Source organism: Actinotignum vesiculae (assembly GCF_051267215.1).
In the GTDB taxonomy this organism is placed as follows: Bacteria; Actinomycetota; Actinomycetes; order Actinomycetales; family Actinomycetaceae; genus Actinotignum; species Actinotignum schaalii.
Genome location: NZ_JBOZGG010000003.1, coordinates 163,506 through 188,303, shown reverse-complemented (window position 1 = coordinate 188,303; position 24,798 = coordinate 163,506). Strand labels below are relative to the sequence as shown.

17 protein-coding genes and 2 tRNA genes are annotated in these 24,798 nt (G+C 63.3%); 13 read left to right on the top strand and 6 right to left on the bottom strand.

What is annotated here, in order from left to right; genetic code table 11:
- Positions 1-13 precede the first annotated feature (13 nt).
- From epsC to ACRQHG_RS03095, 4 genes are all read right to left on the bottom strand, one after another.
- On the bottom strand, positions 14-586 hold the full coding sequence (epsC, locus tag ACRQHG_RS03110) for a serine O-acetyltransferase EpsC (RefSeq protein ID WP_087071041.1): 573 nt from the start codon (positions 584-586) through the stop codon (positions 14-16).
- An 84-nt stretch (positions 587-670) separates the two neighbouring features.
- On the bottom strand, positions 671-1,603 hold the full coding sequence (gene cysK, locus ACRQHG_RS03105; RefSeq protein WP_435710826.1) for a cysteine synthase A: 933 nt from the start codon (positions 1,601-1,603) through the stop codon (positions 671-673).
- 200 nt (positions 1,604-1,803) lie between these two features.
- Positions 1,804-2,457, bottom strand: coding sequence for a TetR/AcrR family transcriptional regulator (locus tag ACRQHG_RS03100; protein WP_435719476.1), 654 nt, complete (start codon positions 2,455-2,457; stop codon positions 1,804-1,806).
- Between the two features lie 97 nt (positions 2,458-2,554).
- The gene (locus ACRQHG_RS03095) at positions 2,555-3,193 is read right to left on the bottom strand and encodes an IMPACT family protein (protein ID WP_435719475.1); all 639 of its coding nucleotides are present in this window, start codon (positions 3,191-3,193) and stop codon (positions 2,555-2,557) included.
- Between the two features lie 309 nt (positions 3,194-3,502).
- On the opposite strand from ACRQHG_RS03095, the gene rpmF reads away from it, so the two are divergent.
- Positions 3,503-3,667: a 50S ribosomal protein L32 gene (gene rpmF, locus ACRQHG_RS03090; protein ID WP_016442420.1), complete on the top strand. Its 165-nt coding sequence runs from the start codon at positions 3,503-3,505 to the stop codon at positions 3,665-3,667.
- A gap of 136 nt (positions 3,668-3,803) precedes the next feature.
- Positions 3,804-6,302: a MaoC family dehydratase gene (locus ACRQHG_RS03085; protein ID WP_435719474.1), complete on the top strand. Its 2,499-nt coding sequence runs from the start codon at positions 3,804-3,806 to the stop codon at positions 6,300-6,302.
- Positions 6,303-6,359: 57 nt separating this feature from the next.
- Here the strand turns inward: ACRQHG_RS03085 and ACRQHG_RS03080 are convergent, their stop codons facing one another.
- Both ACRQHG_RS03080 and ACRQHG_RS03075 read right to left on the bottom strand, forming a co-directional pair.
- The gene (locus tag ACRQHG_RS03080) at positions 6,360-7,412 is read right to left on the bottom strand and encodes a zinc-dependent alcohol dehydrogenase family protein (RefSeq protein WP_026428489.1); all 1,053 of its coding nucleotides are present in this window, start codon (positions 7,410-7,412) and stop codon (positions 6,360-6,362) included.
- A 334-nt stretch (positions 7,413-7,746) separates the two neighbouring features.
- Positions 7,747-7,820: transfer RNA gene (locus tag ACRQHG_RS03075), tRNA-Pro, on the bottom strand.
- Between the two features lie 198 nt (positions 7,821-8,018).
- On the opposite strand from ACRQHG_RS03075, the gene ACRQHG_RS03070 reads away from it, so the two are divergent.
- From ACRQHG_RS03070 to ACRQHG_RS03020, 11 genes are all read left to right on the top strand, one after another.
- Positions 8,019-8,089: transfer RNA gene (locus ACRQHG_RS03070), tRNA-Gly, on the top strand.
- Between the two features lie 247 nt (positions 8,090-8,336).
- Positions 8,337-11,045: a hypothetical protein gene (locus tag ACRQHG_RS03065; protein WP_435719473.1), complete on the top strand. Its 2,709-nt coding sequence runs from the start codon at positions 8,337-8,339 to the stop codon at positions 11,043-11,045.
- Positions 11,046-11,389: 344 nt separating this feature from the next.
- Positions 11,390-12,376, top strand: a complete 987-nt coding sequence (locus ACRQHG_RS03060; protein WP_435719472.1) for a methionine ABC transporter ATP-binding protein — start codon at positions 11,390-11,392, stop codon at positions 12,374-12,376.
- Positions 12,373-13,146, top strand: a complete 774-nt coding sequence (locus ACRQHG_RS03055; protein WP_435719471.1) for a methionine ABC transporter permease — start codon at positions 12,373-12,375, stop codon at positions 13,144-13,146. Before ACRQHG_RS03060 ends, ACRQHG_RS03055 begins: the two co-directional genes overlap by 4 nt.
- 119 nt (positions 13,147-13,265) lie before the next feature.
- On the top strand, positions 13,266-14,108 hold the full coding sequence (locus ACRQHG_RS03050) for a MetQ/NlpA family ABC transporter substrate-binding protein (RefSeq protein WP_087071032.1): 843 nt from the start codon (positions 13,266-13,268) through the stop codon (positions 14,106-14,108).
- Between the two features lie 339 nt (positions 14,109-14,447).
- Positions 14,448-16,076, top strand: coding sequence for a trigger factor (gene tig, locus ACRQHG_RS03045; RefSeq protein WP_435719470.1), 1,629 nt, complete (start codon positions 14,448-14,450; stop codon positions 16,074-16,076).
- 249 nt (positions 16,077-16,325) lie between these two features.
- Positions 16,326-21,092 (top strand): metallophosphoesterase, encoded by a 4,767-nt coding sequence (locus tag ACRQHG_RS03040; RefSeq protein ID WP_435719469.1) that lies wholly within the window; start codon positions 16,326-16,328, stop codon positions 21,090-21,092.
- A gap of 362 nt (positions 21,093-21,454) precedes the next feature.
- Positions 21,455-22,102 (top strand): ClpP family protease, encoded by a 648-nt coding sequence (locus ACRQHG_RS03035; RefSeq protein WP_039898292.1) that lies wholly within the window; start codon positions 21,455-21,457, stop codon positions 22,100-22,102.
- Positions 22,103-22,224: 122 nt separating this feature from the next.
- The gene (locus tag ACRQHG_RS03030) at positions 22,225-22,848 is read left to right on the top strand and encodes an ATP-dependent Clp protease proteolytic subunit (RefSeq protein WP_051278253.1); all 624 of its coding nucleotides are present in this window, start codon (positions 22,225-22,227) and stop codon (positions 22,846-22,848) included.
- Between the two features lie 238 nt (positions 22,849-23,086).
- Positions 23,087-24,346: an ATP-dependent Clp protease ATP-binding subunit ClpX gene (gene clpX / locus ACRQHG_RS03025; RefSeq protein ID WP_087071028.1), complete on the top strand. Its 1,260-nt coding sequence runs from the start codon at positions 23,087-23,089 to the stop codon at positions 24,344-24,346.
- Positions 24,346-24,786, top strand: a complete 441-nt coding sequence (locus ACRQHG_RS03020; RefSeq protein WP_435719468.1) for a chorismate mutase — start codon at positions 24,346-24,348, stop codon at positions 24,784-24,786. Before clpX ends, ACRQHG_RS03020 begins: the two co-directional genes overlap by 1 nt.
- The last annotated feature ends 12 nt before the right edge of the window (positions 24,787-24,798 follow it).

The following is a 24,798-nucleotide window of genomic DNA, read 5'->3' as shown; positions in this document are numbered from 1 at the left end:
CGCCTAAAGCGGCCTAAATATATATCGCCGGATCGATGAGTGGTTCGTGATGGGCCGGGGTGCGTACCCGCGCGGGGATTCCCACCGCGGTCGCTTCCGCCGGCACATCATGAACGACGACGGCGTTCGCGCCCACCTGGGAACCGTCCCCAATGTGGACAGGGCCTAGTATTTTTGCGCCTGCCCCCACCATGACGCCGTTTCCCAAGGTGGGATGGCGTTTGACCGGTTCGGCTGATGACCCGCCCAGGGTCACCCCGTGGTAGATCATGCAATCATCGCCGATCTCCGCGGTTTCCCCGATCACCACACCCATGCCGTGGTCAATGAAGAAACGGCGGCCAATGTGGGCGCCGGGGTGGATTTCCACCCCGGTGAGCAACCGGGTGGCTTGGGAGAGGAGGCGCGCCGGTAGCCGCAGCCGCGGCGTCGCCTCCCACATCGCGTGTGCCACCCGGTGCCCCCACACGGCATGCACGCCGGAGTAAGCCAGTACCACTTCCAGGCGGGAACGCGCCGCCGGATCGCGCCGGCGCGCCGTATCAATATCTTCCCGCATGAGCCGGAGTGCTCGAGATAAACCCATAGGACCTACTCTAGCCGGCCGCCCGCGCCGTGGGCGTATAGCCCCGCGCCAGGTTGGCCTGCGCCGTCGTATCGGTACCTCCCACTAGTCGCGGTAGGGATCGAAAAGGGGAGTGGAAGCGTAACGCTCCCCAAAATCGGGGATGATCACGACGATGCGCTTGCCGGCGGCTTCCTCGCGCCCCGCCACCTCGAGGGCGGCCTGGAGCGCAGCGCCTCCGGAAATGCCCAGCAGCAAGCCCTCTGAGGTAGCAGCCGCGCGGGCCACCTCAAGAGCCTTCGCGGTGGGAACCGGGATGACTTCGTTGTAGAGCTTGGTGTCAAGCACCTCAGGCACGAAATTCGCGCCGATACCCTGGATGCCGTGCGAACCGGCCCGCCCTTCGGAGAGCAGCGGGGATTCGGCGGGCTCCACCGCGATAATTTTCACGTCCGGGTTGTGGCGGCGCAGCGCGCGCCCCGCACCGGTAATGGTGCCCCCGGTGCCGATACCGGCAACGAAGTAATCCACCTTGCCTTCGGTATCCGCCCAGATTTCCTCACCCGTGGTCTTTTCGTGGATCGCTGGGTTGGCGACGTTCGTGAACTGGCTGGCCAGAATCGCGTTCTCGGTAGTCGCCACGATTTCCTCGGCGCGCGCCACGGCGCCGCGCATGCCTTCCTTCGGGTCGGTGAGCTCCAGGCGGGCCCCGAAAGCGCGCAGCAGCATGCGCCGTTCCACCGACATGGACGCCGGCATCGTCAAAATAACCTTGTAGCCGCGCGCGGCACCTACCCAGGCCAGGCCGATCCCGGTATTCCCGGAGGTGCCCTCCACAATGGTGCCACCGGGGCGCAGCGCACCGGCCTTTTCAGCGGCGTCGATAATAGCCACCGCCACCCGGTCTTTCACCGAGTTGGCGGGATTGTAAAACTCAAGCTTGGCGAGGACTTCCGCGGAGCTTCCCTCCGCGAGCTTATTGATACGGACGAGGGGCGTGTGCCCCACTAGTTCAGTAGCGTCGTTGAAAATGGTCATATTTTCCTCCTCGGGTACGCTAACGCCGCTGCGAGCCATATTGTTCCCGCCGCTCCATAGTATTTTCTGGAGTGCGCGCGGTGCGCCGTGGCTCGAGATGTGGATAGAGCTGGGCAAATGCCCGCGCTAGTGGCGCGTTCTTGGCGCGGCGGAGCGCCTTTGCGGGAACCGAAGCGGGGGCACGGTGCGCGGATGGTGCGCTAACCGCGCGTGGTGCTGCCCGATTCCTGCGCGCGCCGTTCGGCCTCCGCGGCGAAAGCCGGAATGAGAAAATCGAGTTTGGTATCGAGGTTGGCCCGGTCGCGCCATTTCAGGCGGGAGAACAGCACAATATTTCCGCGGGTGGGCTGGGCGATATCGGCATCATCTTTGACGTTATTGAATGACGCGGCCGCGGCGTGGGTGGCCATAATGATATTGGTAACGGGATCCACCGCCAGCAGCCCGATTTCCACATCCCAGCCGGCGATATCTTCGAGCGCATTAATAAGGGCATTGAGGTGCGGGGCGATAAAACGCGAGGTGGCGGAGAACTGCACGAAAAGCAGATCAAGCCCCGGGTGGGTATCCATGAGCTCCCACACTTTATTCGCATAATCACGCAGCAGGGCATCCGCGCTATCCCCTTCGGGTGGGGGATATTCGCTCGAAACACGCGCCAAACATGCTTCCATGAGGTCTTCGCGGCTTTTGAAAAGGCGATAGAGAGCGGATGTAGCCACACCGAGCTTCTCGGCAACCTGGCCGAGCGTGAACCGATCTAAACCGATCTCGAAAACTGCATCGATTGCTTCATCGGCAGTAAAGGTCGGTTTAGGGCCGGTCTTCTTGTGTGACCGCAGGGGGCTTCTCATGGCATCACCGTATTCAGGGGTTGATGTGTGTCGATACGGCGCAGCACGATGTGGCCGTTTTTGTTTATTTTAACGCGCTATAGACGAGTCGTCATGTTTATCCAGGTAAGGGGACCTCGATAATCGCATCCTCAATTTGTTCGACGCCGACATTCCCCGCGGATAACTCTGCCATCATAGCGGCCAGGGCCGCGCCGCGCTCCGTAGAAATATGCAGTTCAACACCGTGGTCGCGGTAGTCCATCTCCGGGGTGAAGCCGGCGCCGGAGAGGGTGGCAATGTACTTGCCGGCATCGGAATGTGGGAGGAAAGCCCGGTAACGGGGCACGACTCGCCGTTCCACCATGCGGGCCTGGCCGAGCGCTTGGGTTACGGAATCTGAATATGCCCGCACCAGGCCACCGGTTCCCAGCAGGGTTCCCCCGAAATATCGGGTCACCACCGCGACAATATCGGTGATGTCCGCGCCGAGGAGAGTATCGAGCATGGGGCGCCCTGCGGTGCCGGAGGGTTCGCCGTCATCAGAAGAACGGTGGATTGGAGCGCTACCGGGAACGGAGACCACGTAGGCGCTGCAATGGTGGCGGGCATCGGGAAAGCGCCGCTTTTCACCGTCGATTACGGCGCGCGCCTCCGCCTCGGTGGCAACCCGCGCCAGCACCGTGATAAAACGCGAACGCTTGATCTCAAGTTCGGTTTCGTAGCGCGCCCCGGCCTCTAATAGCACATCCGACATATCGGTATTCTCTCATCACCGGTGCGCGCACGGGGCGCGGGGCGGCGGTGATGGCGCGCCCGCCCGCCATGTGGCACCGTTCCCACCGTATGGCGCCGTATCCACGCCCGCGCGCACCGTGCCGCACCATCCCCTCGCACGGGGCGCTGCGATGCTTGATATCTCACACGCGCCGTCTGGCGCGGCGGGGAGGTGATGAGGTAGACTCATTCGCTGTGTGTTATTGAAGTGCCGGTTCCGGCGCGGATATTCACGAAGATTCGTAGCGGCTGCGCAGGGCGGCCCGGAAAGTAGAGAGGAGCGGTTGACATGGCAGTACCTAAGCGCAAGATGTCCCGCAGCAACACCCGCTCTCGTCGCTCCCAGTGGAAGGCCGAGCTTACCGAGCTCCAGACCGTCCGCGTGCGGGGCCGCGAAGTGCGCATCCCGCGCAAGCTGGCCAAGGCTTACAAGAAGGGTCTGCTCTCGGACTAAGTCCGCGGGAAGCTCAAGCTTGCTTACCCTCGTGAGGATTCCTCACGAGGGTATTTTTTATCTTGCGGGGTAGTTGCTGGCGGCAGCGGGCAGCTCATTTCCTAGAATGGAAGGGACACCGACGAAAGGGGTCCCCATGCAAACCCGTCGCTACGCCGCCATCCTCGCCGCCGCGGCCCGCCAAAAACTCAGCCGCCGCGCCGTTCCTCAGGCTGACGAGCTGCCGCGGGTGAAAGTCCACGCGGTCGCCGAGCGCGCCGTGGGGGAAGGCATCGCCCGTTTCGCCGGCGGGGGAGTGGGCGGGCACGCACCGGCTGCCCTGCTGCACCAGCTATGCCTGGGCCCCACCCTCGATATTCTTGCCGACTCCCGCCTGCCCCTGGTCGCCACCGGTGCCGTGATCACCGACTTACGGTGGGAGATTCTCAGCCCCGTCCCCTTCGGCCGCCCGCTCACGGTGCGGGCTTGGGTTGCCAGTTTCGAGCGTGATGATAAAGGCACGGCGCTACGCGTCGCGGCGGATATTTTGTACGACGGCGCAGTATGTTACCGAGAAATCGCCCGTTACCTGGACCGCGGCAGCTCCGGGAGCTCCGTGCACCTCTCCGGGGAAGAACCGCAACCCGAGCGCGGTGCCCAGCCGGGGGACGGTGCACCGTCCGCACCGTCCTCGCCACCCGCTCCGTCCTCGGCCCCCATTCCATCGGTCCCTGACGCGCCGTCCGCACCCGGCGCCGCTCTTGACTTCCGTGCCGAATTCGGGGTGGATGAGGCCGGACATCTGCGCTACGCCACCCCCTACGCCGTGGCCGAACGGCGCTTCACCGCCAAGGACGCCCGCCATTGGGCCCGCCTGACCGGAGACATCAACCCGATTCACCTCTCGGGCGCCACCGCGCGCCTCTTCGGTTTTAGCGGGGCGGTGCTCCACGGTGCCGCCACCGACGCCTGGGCTTGCGGCCAGCTGGGCCTGCGCGGGGACGCACCGGGCAGCGGGGAGGTCAGCTTCCGGGCGCCGGTGGTGCTGCCCCAAAAAGTAGTGCTGCGCGCCGTGGGGGAGGAAGGCGCCGTCGCCGTAGTGGAAGAACGCACCGGGCGCGACCTCGTCCACCTGCGCTACACCAGTTCGGAATTACGCGAGGCGCAAGCCGGCATCGTGCTCCCCATCCGCGAGGGGAAACCCTCCAGCACCGCGGTCTCGCGGGGCATGGTGGAAGTCTTCGCGGAAGGTGACGCCGCGCTCGCCGCATCCCTCGAGGAGGCTATTCCCTGGCGCCGCACCTACCGCGAGCCCTACGCGCAGCTCACCCGGATTGACGATCCGGCCCACGGCGTGGAGGCGGCGCGCGCCGGCCTGGACTTCGTACACAGCACCCTCACCTTGCATGACGGCACGCCGCTCGCCGAACTGCGCCCGCGCGGCGGGGCACCACGGGGCGAAATCCTGCGGGGCACCACGGTGCCGTGCCCCTTCACCGTGCCCTTCCGGGGCCGGGAGATTCCGGAGCACCGGCGCGGGGCAACCCGCCAGGATGCCCGCGGGGACTACGTGTACCTGAGCGGCACGGAGCTCCTGGATCACCTCGCGCTCTGGGAAGAAAACGGGCGAGTGCAGCCGAGGGTGCTGGAGGCGCTTACCGAGGTGGTGCACAACCCGGAGATGATGCGCCTGGAAGGGCGCACCGTGGCGGTGCTCGGCGCCGGGGCGGAGCTCTCGCCCGCGCCCACGCTGCTGGCCACCGGCGCGCGAGTGGCGGGAGTGGGGCGCAGCGAGTCGCGCCGTATGCGCACCCTCCGTGCCCGGGCTCTGGAAGCTGCCGGGGATCTGCATATTGCGCCCTCCGGTTTCGGTGATGTGACCGCCGCCCCGGACGCGGTGGCCGGCTGGCTCCTCTCCCTGCCCGGCGACCTCGTGGTGGTGGATACTCTCTACGCGCCCGGATATAAGTTCGTGCTGGTGGAAGCGGGAGCGGATGCCGTGCTGCGCATGGTGGGCGAAGAAAACGCGGCCGCCTTCGCCTGGTACGGTTCCCCCACGGATGCCTACCCGGTTGCGGGGAACGACGCCGCAGCGGCTGGCACCGCTGAACTCCCCGGTGGGCTGCTTTCCCGAGCGGCGATCCGCAGCTGGGCGAAGCTGTCCGGGGCGCGGCCTGCCCGGCAGGGCGGCGTCGTCAATCTGCTCCAAGATATCCAGGGCCCCAATTACGCGGCAGCTAAACGCATCGGGCGGTGGCGCGCCACCGTGGAGCGGGAAGCCGGGCGGGATATTTCCTACACCATCGCACCGATGGCCCGCACCGAATCGGTCCTCATTTCCCAGCCGCTACGCGCCGGATATGCCGGATTGGAGCGGCTAGGATACCCGCCCCTTGCCGCCGATACCGCCGCGGCCCTCCTCGCGGGCCTGCTGGTCTGGGACCTGCACCATCCCGAAGCCACCGCGGCTTCTACCAGTTTCCTGACCGACCGCGCCCTGGATGGCGGGCTGCTTTCCATTCCCTACCAGCCCAATGACCTGGCCGGCCTCGCGCTCCTCAGCGGGGCGGAGAAACTCCTCGGGCGCCCTAGCAAACCTACGGCCGGGCGCTTACGGGAGCGCCCGGCCGTAGGGGATGCGTCCTCGGGTTACTAAACGAGGGAAGGCTGCTAGGAGCCCGAGGACAGATCTGGTTGGAGTGGACAGGTTCCTTTAGTGGATGAGGACCTTGAGGGCATTGGTATCCGCGGCGTGGGCGAAAGCCTCATAGGCTTCCATAATGTCCTCGAAGGCGAATTCGTGGGTGACGAACTTATCGGCGGGCAGCTTCTTGGCGGCCACCAACTTGAGCAGCATTTCCAGGGTATTGGTGGACACCAGGCCCATAGAAATATTGATATTGGAGATCCACAGCTTGTCGATAGGCAGATCAACCGGCTTGCCGTGCACGCCCACATTGGCCACGTGGCCACCCGGGCGCACGATCTGGAGGCAGGTATCGAAGGTGGCGGGAACACCCACGGCCTCGATGGCGACGTCGACACCCAAACCATCGGTGAGGGCCATGACCTGCTCCTTCCAATCGGCGGAGCTGTTATTGACCGTGTGGGTGGCGCCGAAATCACGGGCGCGATCCAGGCGCTTATCATCCAGGTCGATGGCGATGACCTTGGCCGGCCCGTACAGGCGCGCCGTCATCACCGCGGCCAGGCCCACGGGGCCCGAACCGACCACCGCGACGACGTCGCCCGGCTTGACCTTGCCGTTCTGCACCCCGATTTCGAAACCGGTGGGGAGGATATCGGAGAGGAGGATACCTTCCGCATCGCTCACGCCTTCCGGAATCTTGTACACGGAATTTTCCGCGAAGGGCACACGCACGTATTCGGCCTGGGTGCCGTCAATCATGTAGCCGAAGATCCAGCCGACGCCCGGCATACCTTCGGGATCCATGCAGTGGGCGTACATGCCTTCACGGCAGTAGGAGCAATGCCCGCAGGAGCTCACGCAGGAGAGAATCACGCGGTCGCCGACCTTGAGGTTCGTCACGTTCGAGCCAACTTCGGTGATGCGGCCAATTCCTTCGTGGCCCAGAATGCGCCCGGGCTGCACTTCCGGGGTGTCACCCTTGAGGATGTGGAGGTCGGTACCGCAGATCGTGGTTGCTTCCATCTTGACGATGACGTCGGTGGGTTGCTGGATTTGCGGGTCAGGAACTTCTTTCCATTCCTTAATACCCGGACCTCCGTAGACAAGAGCCTTCATAGTTTTCTCCTCATTGAGTCGCTCTGGTGAATGCGGTGCCGTGACTGGCGCCACCCTTCTAATCTAATGGGACGTATGGCCTATGGGAAGAGTATGTGGCGGCGCGTTGTGTAACTTTGATCACCCGGGGGATTTACAAGAAATGCATGAAAGCATGCGGGAAAGTGGGTGGTGTGATGGGCGAAATGGGTTGACGTGGGTGCCGAGGGCGTGTCTCGTTATTTAAGGACATACGTCCCGCTGAGGGCCGGCCTTGTGGAAATCGCGCGCTGCCAGCTGGCGGCGTCGTCGTTAATAAAATAAAGGAGGCTGTAATAAACGAAAGAGTGTACGGTCGGGACGGCGGGACTTGAACCCGCGACCCCCCGCTCCCAAAGCGGGTGCGCTACCAAACTGCGCCACGTCCCGTACTGGTTGTGTGTGCGTTGCCACGTGTCGGAAACTGGATGCTCCCGGCTTGCCGGCCTTGCGGCGCGGCCTAGGCAACGTGCCTAGTGTAATAGATTCTGGCCGGCGCTGCCCATGCTGCCGGCTTGCTAAATGGAGTGGAACTCTCGGTGGTGGGGTGGTATTCTCTTCGGGTAGTGTTCGCGAAAGCGGCTCTGCGCGAGTGTAGTTTAGTGGTAAAACCTCAGCCTTCCAAGCTGATGATGGGAGTTCGATTCTCCTCACTCGCTCTGTATTTTCGCTGGTCAGAAGGCGAATATTTCTCGAAATTCCCCGCATATTATTCCCCCTTTTCTTGGTGCATCGCCTTGCCTAACTAGGGAAATGTCCCACTTTCACGATATTATTTTCAATCTATAGGTATCCTTTAATAATGATTGCACCTATGTCGTTGGGATCATTATGTTGAGAAAATCTGTCGCAGTCGGAGCTGCGTTAGTACTTTTAGGTTCTGGAATAGGGGCTGTCACCTCCGCTGTGGCAGCTCCCGCGCCGGCGCCCGCGCCGGCGAGCGAGCTGCCCGCGGGCTTTGTGCCCGCCAATGCGGTGGCCGATGTGACCTCGGTGGTGGTGGGCGCGACCAGCAATAGCTGCACGGGCCGCACCCTCCGCACCGCCAAGCCGGATGATGGGAAAACCTACCCGGCCCAGGATAGTTACTACACCAATAGCGTGACGTATTGCCTGGATCAGTCCTTCGTGACCGGCGATAACAAGATTTCGTGGAACGCCGCCACAAAAACCCTATGGTTCAATAATTATGTGCAGGATGCCGCGAACTCCTACAAGCGCGGCGTGTCCGTGGACACGGGCAAGATCGCTTCCGATGTGACGGTCAAGTTCAGCGGCACGAACGTTTTTACCGCGAGCGAGGGTGGCTACACCGCGAACGCCCTCTATTTCGCCGGTAACCAGGATGGCCTGTATAAATACGTCCTCGATTTTGACGGCGATGCCACCTTCGATGCCACGAACACCATCAATAAATACCCGGTGAACCTGGAGGACAGCGATCCGAACGTGACCTGGCTCAAGGGCGGCTCGATTGGCCTCGACTCCTCCGGCGCACCGATTGAAATTGTGGGCCAAGGCAAGCTCACCGCCGTGGGCAGGGATATTACCTGCGAGAAGTGCGGGAGCGGGGATAAAAATACCGCGATGAGCACTGCGATCCGCAGCACCGCGGACCTCAGTATCGGCGGCAATGTTCAGGTCACCGCTCGCGTCACCAACGAAACCGGTTTGGCAACCGGCATCAACGCCTGGAAGAACCTCACCATTGACGGCACCCAGGGCGCCACGGTCACGGCGGAAGCCAGCTCCAACGCCTCCACGGCAACGGCGATTATGCAGGCCGGCGGCGGCGACACCGATAACACCGGCGACGTTTTGAGCATCACGAACGCGAAGGTCACGGCGCAGGCAACGGCGCAGGGGCAGTCCAGCTTCGGCGTGTACAGCGCGGGAGACCTCAACGTTGGGGGCACCTCCGCGCTGAGCGTCACCTCCTCCTCGCAATCGCAAGGGTACGGGGTGTACGGTGCGGCGCAGGTGAAGGCCGACGGCGCAGCCACCCTCACGGTGGCCGCTTCCTCAGCGAATGTTGCTGGGGGAGTTGTCGGCGCTACCGGGGTGACCTTCGCGAGCACCGGTGAGAGCCTCATCAAGATGAACGGGGCCAAGGATGCCCCCGCGATTTTCACGGCGGGCCAAGGCACCTGCCGCTTCCTGGGTACGGGGAATGTGACCGCCCAAACGGAGGGGGGCTACGGTGCCTACCTCAGCTGTCCGAATACCGAATTTGGGGAACGGATTGGCGTGACCAAGCCCGGCACCTTTGCCCTGGCCGAATTTGCTAGCGGTGCATTCACGGTGGATGAGAACCTCGACCGGAATAAGGTGGCCGGCCCGGCTGGTACCAGCCCCGTGTCCTCCACTACCCGCACCCGCTTCGTGGTCAATCACAAGGGGCAGCGCACCGGGAACTGGACGATTGGCCAGGGTTACGTGGCGCAGATTGGCACCACGGCGCAAAGCGGCACCGTGACCGGCCAGGTTGTTGAGCCCGGCTCGCAGCACTATCCGGAAGGCACCGCGCGCCAGCATATTTTCACCGCGCCGCAAGCCCAGGTGAGCACGAGCGCGCAGCCGAGCATTCCGGCGGGGGAGAAGAATTTACCCTTCGCCTGGTGGACGGTATCTGAATTGGCCACTCCCGCGGAGCAGCTGAGCAAGGAGGCCCTCGGGCAGAATGCGCAGGCAAATCCGGCCGATAGCGCCCTGAAGTTCGCCATGCCGGCCGAGGATCTGACCTTGACCCCGGTCTACGGCACGATTATTGTGCCGGCGGCTCCGGTGACCGCCCCGCAGCCCTGCGATGAGAGCGGAACCGTGGCACCGGCCAAGGTAACTCTGCCGGAGAATGTTGAGGGCGTGACCTACGGTGAACCGGAGATTGCCGGTACCACGGCCACCGTGACCGCGACGGCAGAGCCCGGTTACCTCATTGCTACGCCGGGTGCCGGAGCGAACTACACGGTTGATCAGGAGCATCGCACGGCCACCTGGACCCTGGATCTCACCTCAACCTCCTGCACGGCCACTCCGCTGGAGAAGCCCGCGGTCACCCCGATTGCTCCCACCCTGGTTCCGGCAGATAGCTGCGGGACTCCGGCCACGGTGAGCATTCCGGAATCCGCTTTCGTGGAGTACACCCGGGTGGAGGCGGATGGCAGCGTCACCGTGACGGCGCAGCTCAAGGATCTGCAGCGCTACACCTTCGCCGCGGGAGCTCAGACCGAGTGGAGCTTCGATATTTCCGCCCGGGCGTGCCCCGTGCCCGAGCCGCCGGTAAACCCGGACCCGCCGGCGGGCCCCGAGCCGGAGCCCGGAACGCCGGGTGAGCCGGGCACGCCTGGAACGCCCGGCACGCCCAGTGAACCAAGCACGCCGCAGCAGCCTGGAACACCCGGCACACCGAGCGAACCGGCTGGCCCGGGCGCTCCGGCTGGCCCGGGCGCTCCTGCTGACCCGAAGCCCGCGCCGGAGCAGAAGGCTCCGACGGTGAAGGTGAAGCGCCCCGCGGCCAAGCTCGCGCATACGGGCGCCGCGGCAGCAACCGGGATCGCGGGAGCAGCCGCTCTCATTCTGGGCGGCTTCGCGCTGCGCCGGAAGTACCGCGGCTAAGCGGTCACGAAAGTAGCGCCGGAAGCGGCCGCGAGCCTAGCGATTGGCCCGCGGCCGCGCCCGGTTCCTAAGCACCTAAAACAGCAGGTCAGAGACCTGCCAGCTATCCCCTCGGGGGACTCTGGAAAAACATTTGCGCAAAAGCTCGACCGGCAGCGCCGGCGGGGAAAGCGCCAAAATTCCGGGGAAAACCGAGGGGATAGCGCTGTTTGGGCCGCCTAAAGCGGCCGTGGCGTATCTCATGAGTGAGCCACCGCGTTGTTGTCCCCGGCAAAAAGACCTACGATGATTGACTGTGCGCAGCATCCCCGCTGCGCACTAAGGGAAACGTCAGGGGATACGAGATGATCGAACTAGCCGAGGTGGAGAAAATCTACCCGCGCCGCGGAGCGGAATCCGTGGCGGCGCTGCGCGGCATCTCCCTCACCATCCCCACCGGGGAAATCCACGGCATCGTCGGTGAATCGGGTGCCGGTAAATCCACCCTCATCCGCTGCCTCACCGCCTTGGAAAAACCCACCAGCGGCTCCATTCGTATTAACGGCGAAGATCTCAACGCGCTGCCAGCCTCGAAATTACGCGCGGCCCGGCGCACCATCGGGATGGTCTTCCAGGGCGGCAACCTGCTTGAGGCACGTACCGCCGCGGAAAATATCGCCCACCCCCTCCAGATCGCCGGGGAAAAATCCGCGAAGATCGCCGAACGGGTGCGCGAGCTGCTGGGCGTCGTCGGCCTTGCTGATCGGGGCGATTCGTATCCATCCCAGCTTTCGGGCGGGCAGCGCCAGCGCGTAGCCATTGCGCGCGCCCTGGCCACCACACCTTCGGTGCTGCTCTGCGATGAGCCCACCTCCGCGCTGGACGCGGATACCACCTTGCAAATCCTCGAGCTGCTGCGCGAGGTACGCGATGCCTACGGGGTGACCGTCGTTATTATTACCCACGAAATGGACGTAGTGCGCCGGATCTGCGATTCGGTCACCCTCCTCGAATCGGGCCGGATTACCGCCGGCGGCACCATCGAAAGCGTGCTCGCGGACGTGAGTTCGCCCCTGGCGCGCCGCCTGGTGCCCGCCCCGGATATTGAAACAACCAATGTTTCCGGCTCCATTATCGATATTGCCTTTACTGCCCGTCCCGGCGAAACCGCCGGCTCCCAGGCCCTCAGCCTGGCCGCGCGGCTCGGCTGCGATATTGGCGCGGGTGTTTTTGAATCTATCGGTGCGATCCAGATCGCGCGCCTGGCCCTCGTGGTTGATGACGCGCAGGTGGATACCGTTCTCACCGCGATGAACGAGGCCGGAATCACCGCGGAGGTGCGGGCAGCATGACCATTCTTAGCGTATTCTCGCCGGCGGTATCCGCCGCGGGGCTCTTCAGCCCGGCCTTCTCCGCACCGGTCAGATCCGCCGCGGCCACCCTCCCGCTCGAGCGCGGCACCTGGTTCGACGCCCCGGAAATCAAGGACGGGCTGGCCCGCGCCACCTTCGAAACGCTGGCCATGGTGGGGATCTCCACCGTCATCGCCTCGGCGCTTGGCCTGATCCTCGGGATGATCCTGGTGGCAACCGGCCGCGGGGGACTGCTTCCCTCGCCGCTCCTCAATAAAACCCTCGGTTTTATCGTCAATGTGGGCCGCGCCATCCCCTTCATTATCTTCGTCTTTATCCTTATCGGCTTTTCGCGTGCAATCGCCGGAACGGGCAGCGCCTGGCAAGGCTTCACCGTTCCGCTCACGATCTCCGCGGCCTTCTACTTCGCGCGCCTGGTGGAATCCAATCTCATGGGCGTTGAGCGCGGCAAAGTGGAAGCCGTCCTCATGATGGGAGCCTCCCGCACCCGCATTATGTTCGGGGTGCTCATGCGCGAAGCGCTGCCGGCCCTCGTCCAATCCGTCACGATCCTCGCGGTCACCCTCGTCGGCTACTCGGCGATGGCGGGCGCCGTGGGCGGCGGCGGCCTGGGCGCCATGGCCCAAAACGCCGGGTACTACAATAACCGCCCGGATGTGCTCACGATCGTGGTGATCGTGCTGGTGCTCCTCGTCATGGTTATCCAGGCGCTGGGTGACATGCTCAGCCGGCTGGTGGATCACCGCTAAGGAACCGCCGGCCGGGTCACGCACCACCGGGAAGCACCCGGACCAGCGCTGTCAGCATAACGGTGTACAGCGATCCGTCATCACCACCAACATTGTGAAAAATAGAGGAATATACAACCATGAAGAAGCTTTCGAAAATTGCCCTGGTAGCTGCGGTGAGCGCGCTCGCGTTGAGCGGCTGCGGTAGCTCCGATTCGTCCTCCTCCGCTCCCGCGAAGAACGACGACGGCGCGGTGCGCCTCGTTGTCGGCGCCTCGCCGGCCCCGCATAAGCAGATCCTGGAATTCGTCAATGACAACCTCGCCAAGGACGCCGGTTTCACCCTGGACATCCGCGAGTACAACGATTACGTGCAGCCCAATGTGGCGCTCAACGCCGGGGAAATCGACGCGAATTACTTCCAGCACCTGCCCTACCTTGAGAACGAAATCAAGGAAAAGAACTACACCCTGGACCACGGCGCGGGCATCCACATCGAGCCCTACGGCATCTACTCCAAGAAGATCAAGCAGCTCAGCGAGCTCAAGGACAATGCCGTGGTGGGCGTGACCAACGATCCGTCCAACCAGGCGCGCGCCCTCGACCTGCTCCAGAAGAACAACCTCATCAAGCTCAACCCGCAGGTTGCTTCGCCCACCATTTACGATGTGGTGGACAACCCGAAGAACCTCACCTTCCGCGAAGCTGATGCCCCCTCGGTTCCGAAGATCCTCCCGGACGTGGATATCGCGATCATCAACGGTAACTTCGCCCTCCAAAACGGCCTGGTTCCCTCCAAGGATGCTATCTACACCGAAGATCCCACCGATAACCCCTACGGCAATATCCTCGCCTGGAACTCCAAGGCCACCGGCGAGAAGCTTGAGGGCGTAAAGAAGTTGGATGCCGCGCTGCACAGCCCCGAAGTTGCCAAGTACATTCGCGATACCTGGCCCAATGGTGAGGTTATTCCCGCCTTCTAAGCCCGATCACCCCGCGCGTGATCACGCCGAGCGGGATGACCCCGCCGTGCCTGCCGCACCGGTAGGCCAGTGATCTTAGCTGCCCGGTACCTCGCTTCGAGGTGCCGGGCAGCTGCGTCGTCGGCATGTTTCTGGACGCTGTGCGCGGCGGACCCCCGAGCCCCCGCGCGGGTGAGAGTGCGTTCACATATAGCACGTAGTTTGGCGCTAGAACTCCCATCACCCGGGGTGCGTGCCGTAGAATTAGCGGGTATGCCCGCGCCCGGCGCGGCGCAGTAAGGGGACGGATTCGTCCTATCGGCAAGGGTTATCACCCCCATTTTTAGACTGGAGAAAAAGTTGGAAAGCTCCTACGAACAGCTCGATCCCACCCAGGTGAAGCTGACCGTTGAGGTTCCTTTCGAGGAATTCAAGCCGGAAATTGACAAGGCCGCGAAGACCATCGGCAACCAGGTGCAGATCCCTGGCTTCCGCCGGGGCCACGTGCCCGCGCGCGTTCTGGAAGCGCAGATTGGCCGCGCCGCGATTGTGGAGCAGGCGATTAACGACTCCCTGGACGGCTACTACCAGGACGTCCTGGAAGAACACGATCTCGTGCCCATGGGCCGCCCCGCGGTGGACGTGACCGGCGTAGCGATGGAGAAGAACTCCACCGAGCCGCTTGCCTTCACCGTCACGGTGGACGTGCGCCCGGCGATTGTGATTCCGGATCCGGCGCAGTACAGCTTCGAAGTGGAAGCGACCAATGCTGATGCGGATGCCGTGGATGAGCGCCTCGAGCAGCTGCGCGAACGCTTCGCCACCCTTAAGACGGTGGAGCGCGCCGCCGCCAGCCGCGATTACGTCACCATTAACCTCTCCGCCAGCATCAATGGCGAAGAAGTTGATTCGGTGGAGGGCGTGTCCTACCGCATCGGTGATGACAATATGCTCGATGGCCTCGATGAGGCCGTCAATGGCGCCTCCGCTGGCGATGAGCTCAGCTTCACCTCCACCCTCGTGGGCGGGGAGCACGCCGGGGAGCAGGCCGATGTGACCGTCGTGGTGGAGAAGGTGCAGGAATCCGAGCTTCCGGAAGCGGACGACGATTTCGCCCAGCTCGCCTCCGAATTTGACACCATTGAGGAACTGCGCGCGGACTTGGCGGAGAAGGCCGCCACGGATGCCGCCCAGGTCCAGGTCATGGCCGCCCGTAACCTCCTCCTCGATAAGCTCCGTGAGGATGTCAAGGTGCAGCTGCCCAAGCGCGTGATCGACGCCGAAGTGGAACGCCACCTCGAATCCGAAAACCGCGCCACCGACGATGACCACGCCAAGGAAATCCGCGGGGAAATCCGCGATTCCCTGCGCGACCAGATCATCCTGGACGAACTGGTCAAGAAGTTCGGCGTGGAGACCAACCAGGATGAACTCTTCAACTTCCTGGTCCAGCAGGCCCAGTCCTACGGCATGGACCCCAACCAGTTCATCTCCGCGGCCGCGCAGACCGGACAGCTCGGTGCCTTCAGCGGCGAGCTGCGCCGTGGCAAGGCGCTTATCTCCGCGCTGCGCCTGGCCAAGGTTGTGGACACCAACGGCAACGAGGTGGATGTCATCAAGGTCGTCGGCGAAAAGCCGGAAGGCGAACTGACCCCGGACTTCTCCGCCGCCCCGTCCCGCCCCGTGTGGGATGGCCCGGTTGATGAGGACGGCGCGGCTGAGTCCGCTCCGGTGCAGGGCGACGACGCCGCCGCGGCCCCGGCAGCTGAAGCTGCCGCTGCCGCGGAGGAAGCCCCCGCAGCGGACTCCGGCGCGGATGCGCCGGCCGCGGATGCGGATGCTTTTGATCCGGCCGCCAAGAAGGTGGACGAGGTCGTGGAATACGCCCAGGGCGCGGATGCCGCTGAAGTGGCCCGCGTGCTCGAAGCTGAGAAGGCCGGCAAGGCCCGCAAGACCCTCGTGAAGAAGCTTGAGGAGCTCCTCGGCTAATTCGGGATGCACTAACTGCCCGCTAACCTGGCGGGCGTGTGGGGTGGGAGGCTCAGCCTCCCACCCCACACGCGTATGCGCGCAGCGCAGCTGCGCCGTCGTCGTACAATGTGATATTCACGTGAAGCTCCTTAAATTAAGAGCCCGTTTACGGCTCATTAAGGCGGATTCAATAGTTTGAGCAATGGAAACGCGTGTTTCCGAGTCGGGCCAATCCGCGCCCCGACTAGCTCAAAGCGAAGGATATTCATGCGACACGTGCGTCGAGCAGTAGCGGCTCTAGCTGCCGCTACGCTAGTGCCGGTCGGGGTGGCATTCACGGTGCCAGCCGCGGCCGAGCCAGTACTCCCGGGAGTCGATTCACCGGCTCTCGCCTCTACGAATGAGAATCCCGTCGTCGTGGACGGGGTGACTCAACCCATGGATCCGCGTCCCGGCTTCCGGGTGCTGCCCTACCTGCAGCGCCCCGGTGCCCACGAGATGACGATTAACTGGTTTACGGAACTGGGTCATAATGCCGTTCTCACCATTAGCGGCCCGGGCCTGCCCGCCGAAGGGCGCACCTACACCGTGGCCGGCGTGCAGAACCCGGTGAACGATTACCAGGATTACGAACTCAAGCAGGGTACCCTCAGCCGCGGGAAGGCGCTGTCCGTACCGCAGGGTGCCTGGATTCGCGCCGATCATCCCTACAAGTACAGCCAGCGCGTGGAAGAGCTCCAGCCCAGCTCCACCTACACCTACACGGTCACGGTGGATGGCTACGCGCATTCCGCCACGCTCCGTACCCTCCCCGATGGGAAGGCCGGGATTACCGATCCGCTTCACATCATCGCCTTCTCCGATACCGAAACCGATCCCATCGGGCGCGTGACCTACCGCGAATGGGAACAGACCCTCAACCTGGCCGAGGGCTCCGAAGAGCGCCCGGGCAGGGGCTCGGCCTGGGATGAGAAATTCGGTGGCTCCACCCGTAACGGGAAGTACGCCGTCAATTACATGCTCACTGAGGATAAGGCGCAGGAAATTAATAACGCCGCCATTGCTGCCGCCAAGCCGGACCTGGTGCTGCTGCCCGGCGATATTGCCGAACGTGCCTCCTCGCAAAGCCACTGGGATGAATGGTTCCGCTACTTCGCCGGTGATAAGGGCCAGCTCCTTGATTCCATCCCGGTGATCACCTCGCTGGGCAACCACGAAGTGTACGGCTACGGCAGCCCGGATGATCGCACGGCGGTAGCGCGGGCGCGCGCCGCCTACAACCAGGTATTTGATACCAACGGCTCGGATAACGCGAATGCGCGCGATGCCTACCACCGCACCGATATGGGCCCGGTGACGATCATCAGCCTCGATTCGACTAACGGCACCGACCAGACCACGAAGACAATGCCGGAAGAAGCCAAGATCGAAGGTAACGACGAAGGCATTACCGCCGCTCAGCTCGGGACCGACACCCAGGGCGTTTTCCCGTACGAGGAATACGCGCGGGACTTCCCCAAGTCCGTGGCGGCCGGCTGGTGGGGTCCGGATGCGGCTCCCGATTCGGTGGACCAGCCCAGCTTTATGCCCGGCTCGGATCAGTACCGCTGGCTCGAAAAGCAGCTGGCTGATGCCCGCGCCAAGGGCCAGATCATTATCGTGCAGTACCACCATGTGGCCTACTCCAACGGTGTACACGGCACCCCGATGGGGCACAAGTTCCCCGATCAGCAGCCGGGTGTGCCCATGCGCCACCTCCAGCCGCTCTTCGAAAAGTACAATGTGGCCTCCGTTTTCTCCGGCCATGACGAAATGTTCCAGGCATCCTACGTGGACGAAGCCGGCGACGGAGTGGGCGTGTACCACTGGGACGTCGGGGTAGCTTCCGACGGCCTGCGCGGCGAAAAAATGGTCAAGACGGGGGAGAACGGTGCCTACGAACCGCTGCGTTTTAACTCCCACTCCGTGTGGATGGCGCAGGCCAATGAACCGGAAATGTGGAAGACCAACGAGGCGGGCGTGAAGAAGCTCATCTCGGGCGGGAAGCACTACGGGCACCTCGATATTAAGATCAACCCCTACGCCGGCCCGGCCCTCGATTCCGGGGTGAAGCCGGCCGCCGAAATGGTCATGACCCCTATCTCGCTCTTCCCGATCCTCGATAATAACTACGAGGTGGAAAAGGTGGAGCGCCGCGAGCTGCTTTCCGGGCAGTTCACCGTGTACCTCGACGCGGAAGGTAACCCGCTGGCGGGTACCCCGCAGGAAGGCACCGGCGAGGACGGGACCGGCGGGGCGGAAGAAAAGACCGCGCTGTCGAACTTCGCGCTCGGCGTTATCCCGGACACCCAGTTCTACTCGCGCTACGCCACGGAAGAAACCGGTAACCAATTCGGTGCCATGTACGGCAGCGAACCCTTCTCCGCCCAGACCTCCTGGATCGCCCAGAATGCCGAGAAGTACGGCATTAAGATGTCCATGCACCTGGGCGATATCGTGGATCAGTACAACCACCCCCAGCAGTGGGAAATCGCCGATAAGGCCATGAAGATTCTCGAGGATGCGGGGCATCCCTACTCGATTCTTGCCGGTAATCACGACGTCGGGGCCGATGCCTCGGATACCGACCCGGTCGGCTACGGCACCTACAAGGAATGGTTCGGGGCCGAGCGCGCCGCCAAGAACTCCACCTTCGTGGAACGCGATCCTTCCGGAGCGCACGAATACCACATCCTCAAGGTCAACGGCCAAGATTTCCTGGTCATGAACCTGTCCTGGCAGGCCCAGGATGACGCGCTGCAATGGGCATCCGATGTGCTCGACGCGCATCCCACCACCCCCACGATTGTTAATTCGCATCAGCTGATTAACGTGGAGGGCGACGGCGTGACCCCGCTGGCCACCGAGTTCGGTGAAAAGGTGTGGAATAAGCTCATCCGCAACCACGATCAGGTGTTCCTCACCTTCAACGGCCACCATCACGGCGCGACCACCTGGACGCGCACGAACGACGCCGGCCACCCCGTCTACCAGGTCCTCATGGATTACCAGATGGCCTACATGGGCGGAAACGGCTACATGGGCATGGTGGAATTCGACCTGCCGGGTAACAAGATCTACCAGACCTCCTTCTCGCCCTGGGTCATGACGAAGGCCAAGGACACCCTTGTTCCCGACGACCAGGCGATTCTTAACGGTGCGGGCCAAACTTTCGAGCTTGACTTCAACTTCGCCGAACGTTTCCCGAACCTCGTGATCGCTGATACGAAGGCTTCTTTGACAACGCCGCAGCTGCGCGAGTGGCTTGCCAGCTACGATGCGCCGACCCAGGTGACCCCCACCGCCCCGAGCGGCGCGGAGGACTACCCGAAGGTGGATAGCACCGTGGCCCACTGGAAGATGCCGGTGGATAAGGCCGAAGGCACTCCGGTTGCCGTGGGTGAAGCCATCGTGGATGCCGTGGGTGGGGATAACTTCACCCGGGCCCCGCTGGACCAGCCAGGTTCCAAGGGAGCCGAAGAGGGCGACGTCGTATGGACCCGTGACCACCACCCGCTCTCGGCCAATGCCGGTGCGGTGTGCTTCGCCAATGGCGGGCGTGATAACGCACGCTGGAATAACTTCGTGACCGCCGCCGATGCCGCCGTCAATAACGAGACCTTCGAGAACGGTTTCACCTTCGAAACCTTCATCAAGATCTCCCCGAAGTTCGATAACAAGAACAATGCCTGGATGGCCTGGCTTTCCCGCGATGGCCAGCGCCAGAATATTGCCGGCTACAACAACACCGAGGGCGAGGAACCGCCCTTCGCGTGGGCGCTGTCGAACCTGGCGGAAATCCAGTTCTCCTTCGTGGATTCCCAAAAGCCCACCCCGGCCGAATCCTCGGCCTGGTCCGGTGAGATTGTTTCGCGTGATCAGTGGCTCCACCTCGCGGTAGTCAATGATCCGGAGACCAAGATGACCACCATGTACGTGGATGGGGTACCGGTGCTGCGTAATTCGCCGGGCACCGTGGGCGTGGGCACCCAGGGCCTGCCGTGGGTCCTCGGGGCGGGCTCCTACGCCGGCGTGCGTGAATCCGGCTTCCAGGGCTGCATCGGCGAAGTCCGCCTCGTGGGCGAACCGCTGGACTCCAGCAAGTGGCTGACCGCGCGCGCCGGAGAAACCCCGGGTGGCGAGCAGCCCGGCGGTGAAGAACCGGGTACGGAGCCGAGCGTGGAGCCGACGGTGCCGGGGACGGAACCCAGCACGGAGCCGAGCACGGAGCCTACCGCGCCGGGGACGGAGCCGAGCACGCCGGGGACCGAACCGGGCGATAAGCCCAGTGAAGAACCGAGCAAGCCGGCGGCGCCGCAGGGCAACCTGCTCTTCGCTTCCACCATTCTGGCCGGCGGCAACGCCGACCGCGTGACTAGCTACGGTCGCGCTGGCGAAACCATCTTCGTGGGCGATTGGGACGGCGATGGCGTGGACACCCCCGGGGTGCGCCGCGGCAACACTTTCCTGCTGACCAATGCTGCCACCGGTAATGCCCAGCTGCAATTCTCCTTCGGTCGCGCGGATGATGAGATCGTTATCGGCGACTGGAACGGGGACGGCAAGGACACCATCGGGGTGCGCCGTGGCAATACGGTGTACGTACGCGATGACCTAGCCGGTGGTAACCACACCGCCATGGTTTCCTTCGGGCGTCACGGCGACCAGATGGTGGCCGGTGACTGGGATGACGACGGGCGCGATGAACTCGCGGTGCGCCGCGGCAACACCGTTTTTGCCCAGGCGTCCTTCGCGGACACCCAGGCGAAGTCCACCTCCTCCTACGGCCGGCCCGGCGATGTATTCCTCGCCGGTGACTGGAACGGGGACGGCGTGGACGGCATTGGCGTGGTCCGCGGTAACATCTGGCACCTGCGTGAGAACGTGGGTGAGGGCGTTGCGGTGGCCAGCTTCGGCTTCGGCCGCGCCGGCGATGTATTCCTCGCCGGTGATTGGACCGGGGCGGGCGCTGACCGCCCGGCCGTCAATCGCTAGCGGCTCACTAGCAGCGGCTAGTAGTTAGCCACCTTTTCAGCGGGAGGGCAGCGAGTATTAGCTCGCCGCCCTCCCGCTCGTTTTCTCGGTTGCGGCGCCGTGGCGGGGCACTGGCGCGTGGCACCGTGGCGCTGTGCCGCCATGCTGGCGCGTGGCACCGTAACGCTGCGTCGCCATGCTGGCGCGTGGCACCGTGCGCGCCGTCGCCCCGTGTCACCGTGACGGCGCCAACCATGCGCCATCAGCGAAAAAGTCTCGAGCCAGGATGATCACGGCGGCCCGCGGGCGTTAAAGTCGCATACGAGTATGGAATCTCCGCGTGGAGGTTCCGAGGAAGGAAAACCGTGACCACATCACCTCGCATGGAAGGCCGGGATAATAACCAGCCTTCAGCATTCGGCGATGCTGTTTACCAGCGCCTCCTCAAGGAAAGAATCATTTGGCTCGGCTCGGAAGTTCGCGACGATAATGCGAATCAGATTTGCGCCCAGATGATGCTCCTTGCCGCGGAGGATCCGGAGAGCGATATTTACCTGTACATTAATTCTCCGGGTGGCTCGGTCACCGCGGGTATGGCCATTTTTGACACCATGCAGTATGTTCAGCCGGATGTTGTGACGGTGGCGATGGGCATGGCAGCCTCGATGGGCCAATTCCTGCTCTCAGCTGGCACGAAGGGCAAGCGTTATATCACCCCGCATACCCGCGTCCTTATGCATCAGCCTTCGGGCGGTGCCGGCGGGGTGGCCGCCGATATTCGCATCAACGCCAACCTCATCTTGCAGATGAAAGAAGAACTGGCCGGGCTCAACGCCAAGCACACCGGTAAGTCGCTGGAACAGATCCTGGAAGATTCCGAACGCGACCATTGGTTCACCGCCCAGGAAGCACTGGAATACGGCTTCGTGGACCACATTATTTCCAATTCGCAGGTCATGCTCAAGAAGCCGAATAGCGATAATAACGACGGCGCACTCGAAGCCAGCCACGCGGGGGAGGAGCTCTCATGACGATGAATTTCCGAGCCGCGGGTAACCTGCCCGCCATGATGGCTGCCGGCTACGGCGCCGGTTCCGTTCCCGGCGTTGGCAACGTACCGAGCGCCGGTTTCGGCCACGGTAGCGCGGGCCCGATGCCCTCCAGCCGCTACGTGCTTCCCGATTTCGAAGAACGCACCCCCTACGGGTACAAGCGCTCCAACCCCTACACGAAGCTTTTCGAGGATCGCATTATTTTCCTCGGGGTACAGGTGGATGACGCTTCGGCCGATGATGTGATGGCGCAGCTGCTCGTCCTCGAATCGATGGACCCGAACTCCCCGGTGACCATGTACATTAACTCTCCGGGTGGTTCTTTTACCGCGCTCACCGCTATTTACGACACGATGCAGTACATCAAGCCGCAAATCCAGACCGTCTGCTTGGGCCAGGCGGCTTCCGCGGCGGCGGTGCTGCTGGCGGCCGGCTCCCCGGGGCGGCGCCTGGCGCTCCCCAATGCCCGGGTGCTCATCCACCAGCCGGCGATGGAGGGCATGCAAGGCCAGGCCACGGATATTTCCATCGTGGCTGATGAGCTTGACCGCATGACGGAATGGCTCGTCAATACCCTGGCGCACCACAGCGGGAAGTCTCCCGATGAGGTGCGGGCGGATATCCAGCGCGATAAGATCCTCACCGCCCAGCAGGCTAAGGATTACGGCCTGGTGGATAACGTGCTCGAATCGCGTAAAAATGCGGATGTCGTAACCAACGGTTAATACGATTCTCGCGCTCGTGCTCCGGGCTGTAGCTTCGGGCGGTAGCGCGTATCATGGGCGGGTAGGGGCCGGGTGCTCCTGCCCGCTCACGTGCATGGGGCGGCGGGGCACGGCGCGGGAGCTGCGTCGTCGTACATCTCACTGACCGGGCGCCCCGCGTGGGAACGTGACCTTTGGGCGCGGATGCGGTGAAATAGGGAAGGCGCGCGTACGGCGCGGCCGCGAGGCAAGGAGGAACATGGCGACCGTCGATGCAGCAGAAGCTCTCAAGTGTTCGTTCTGCCAGAAAACCCAACGCCAGGTGAAGAAACTTATCACCGGTTCGGGTGTATATATTTGCAATGAATGCATCGAGCTGTGCAATGAGATTATCGCCGAGGAATTCGGGAAAGAAAACGACGGTTTCTCCCCGAATGAGCTCCCGGTTCCCGCTGATATTTACGCGTTTTTGAATGAGTATGTGGTGGGGCAAGATGCCGCGAAACGCACGCTCGCCGTGGCCGTGTACAACCACTACAAGCGGCTGCGTGCGAAAGCAGCGCCGCGCCCCGCCGACGGGGAAGATACCGTTGAGCTCGGCAAATCCAATATTCTGTTGCTCGGACCCACCGGAACTGGGAAAACGTATCTTGCCCAGTCGCTGGCGCGCATGCTCGATGTGCCCTTCGCGATTGCGGATGCCACTTCGCTCACCGAAGCCGGGTACGTGGGCGAAGACGTGGAGAATATTTTATTGCGGCTCGTGCAGGCGGCCGGTGATGATGTGAAAAAAGCCGAATCCGGCATTATTTACATCGACGAAATCGATAAAATCACCCGCAAATCTGAAAATCCCTCCATTACCCGTGACGTATCGGGGGAGGGCGTGCAGCAGGCGCTCCTCAAAATCGTGGAGGGAACGGTCGCAGCGGTGCCGCCGCAGGGCGGGCGCAAGCACCCCCAGCAGGAATACCTCCAGATCAACACCTCGAATATTCTTTTTATTTGCGCCGGGGCTTTTGCGGGTTTGGAGGATGTTATTTCCACTCGCGTTGGACGTCACGGTATCGGCTTCGGGGCACAATTGCACGACGCCGACGCCCATTCGGATATGCTCTCGCAGGTCACCCCGGAGGACCTCCACAAATACGGCCTTATCCCGGAGCTGGTGGGGCGCCTGCCCGTTATTGCAACGGTGGAAGCCCTGGGAGAAGACGACCTGGTGCAGATTCTCACCGAGCCGCGCAATGCCCTCGTCAAGCAGTACACCCGCATGTTTGAGCTGGACGGGGTGCGCCTGACTTTCCAGGACGAGGCACTGCGAGCCATGGCGCGTGAAGCAATGGAACGGGGCACCGGGGCGCGCGGGCTGCGCTCCATCATGGAGCGGGTGCTCGGCCCGGCCATGTTTGATGTGCCTTCCCGGAAGGATGTGCGGGAAGTGATTGTGACCCGCGCGGCGGTCACCGACGGCGCGCCGGTGGAGATTGTTTCCGCGGCGCAACGGAAGAGCGCCTAATGGGTGGCGAAGAGGCGCGGCGTACCCCGGGTGGTGATGGCGCTGGCGTGCCGGGCACGGATGCGCGGGAGAAGCAGCAGGAGCGCTGCGCCGCGGAGCTCGGGGCCTTGCGGGCACGCCTGGACGTTTTGGATGCCCAGCTTATTGAGCTGCTGGGGCAACGCAAGCAGGTGACCGATGCCGTGGGGCGCCTCAAGGACCGCTACCGGCTTCCGGCCCGCGATATGGCTCGTGAGGGTGTTCAGCATGCCCGGATTGCCGAGCTGGCGCGCGGGGCCGGGCTGGATCCCGATTTCGCGGTGAGGGTACATAATGTCATCACCTCGCGCGCGGTCGAGGAGCACCAGCGGATTTCCCGTGCTTCTCGCGCTGTTCAGGATGACCGCGTTGTTCAGGCTGACCGCGGTGAGCGTGAAGCTGAGGATGAAGGCGTGAACTAGCTTCGCACAACA

What these genes read in the sequence shown, in the direction of transcription:
- ACRQHG_RS03060 (WP_435719472.1), top strand. Translation starts at nt 11,390, where the DNA reads ATGATCGAACTAGCCGAGGTGGAGAAAATCTACCCGCGCCGCGGAGCG.
- rpmF (WP_016442420.1), top strand. Translation starts at nt 3,503, where the DNA reads ATGGCAGTACCTAAGCGCAAGATGTCCCGCAGCAACACCCGCTCTCGT.
- ACRQHG_RS03030 (WP_051278253.1), top strand. Translation starts at nt 22,225, where the DNA reads ATGCCCTCCAGCCGCTACGTGCTTCCCGATTTCGAAGAACGCACCCCC.
- cysK (WP_435710826.1), bottom strand. Translation starts at nt 1,603, where the DNA reads ATGACCATTTTCAACGACGCTACTGAACTAGTGGGGCACACGCCCCTC.
- ACRQHG_RS03035 (WP_039898292.1), top strand. Translation starts at nt 21,455, where the DNA reads ATGGAAGGCCGGGATAATAACCAGCCTTCAGCATTCGGCGATGCTGTT.
- ACRQHG_RS03055 (WP_435719471.1), top strand. Translation starts at nt 12,373, where the DNA reads ATGACCATTCTTAGCGTATTCTCGCCGGCGGTATCCGCCGCGGGGCTC.
- ACRQHG_RS03095 (WP_435719475.1), bottom strand. Translation starts at nt 3,193, where the DNA reads ATGTCGGATGTGCTATTAGAGGCCGGGGCGCGCTACGAAACCGAACTT.
- ACRQHG_RS03080 (WP_026428489.1), bottom strand. Translation starts at nt 7,412, where the DNA reads ATGAAGGCTCTTGTCTACGGAGGTCCGGGTATTAAGGAATGGAAAGAA.
- ACRQHG_RS03020 (WP_435719468.1), top strand. Translation starts at nt 24,346, where the DNA reads ATGGGTGGCGAAGAGGCGCGGCGTACCCCGGGTGGTGATGGCGCTGGC.
- clpX (WP_087071028.1), top strand. Translation starts at nt 23,087, where the DNA reads ATGGCGACCGTCGATGCAGCAGAAGCTCTCAAGTGTTCGTTCTGCCAG.
- ACRQHG_RS03050 (WP_087071032.1), top strand. Translation starts at nt 13,266, where the DNA reads ATGAAGAAGCTTTCGAAAATTGCCCTGGTAGCTGCGGTGAGCGCGCTC.
- ACRQHG_RS03085 (WP_435719474.1), top strand. Translation starts at nt 3,804, where the DNA reads ATGCAAACCCGTCGCTACGCCGCCATCCTCGCCGCCGCGGCCCGCCAA.
- epsC (WP_087071041.1), bottom strand. Translation starts at nt 586, where the DNA reads ATGGGTTTATCTCGAGCACTCCGGCTCATGCGGGAAGATATTGATACG.
- ACRQHG_RS03100 (WP_435719476.1), bottom strand. Translation starts at nt 2,457, where the DNA reads ATGAGAAGCCCCCTGCGGTCACACAAGAAGACCGGCCCTAAACCGACC.
- ACRQHG_RS03040 (WP_435719469.1), top strand. Translation starts at nt 16,326, where the DNA reads ATGCGACACGTGCGTCGAGCAGTAGCGGCTCTAGCTGCCGCTACGCTA.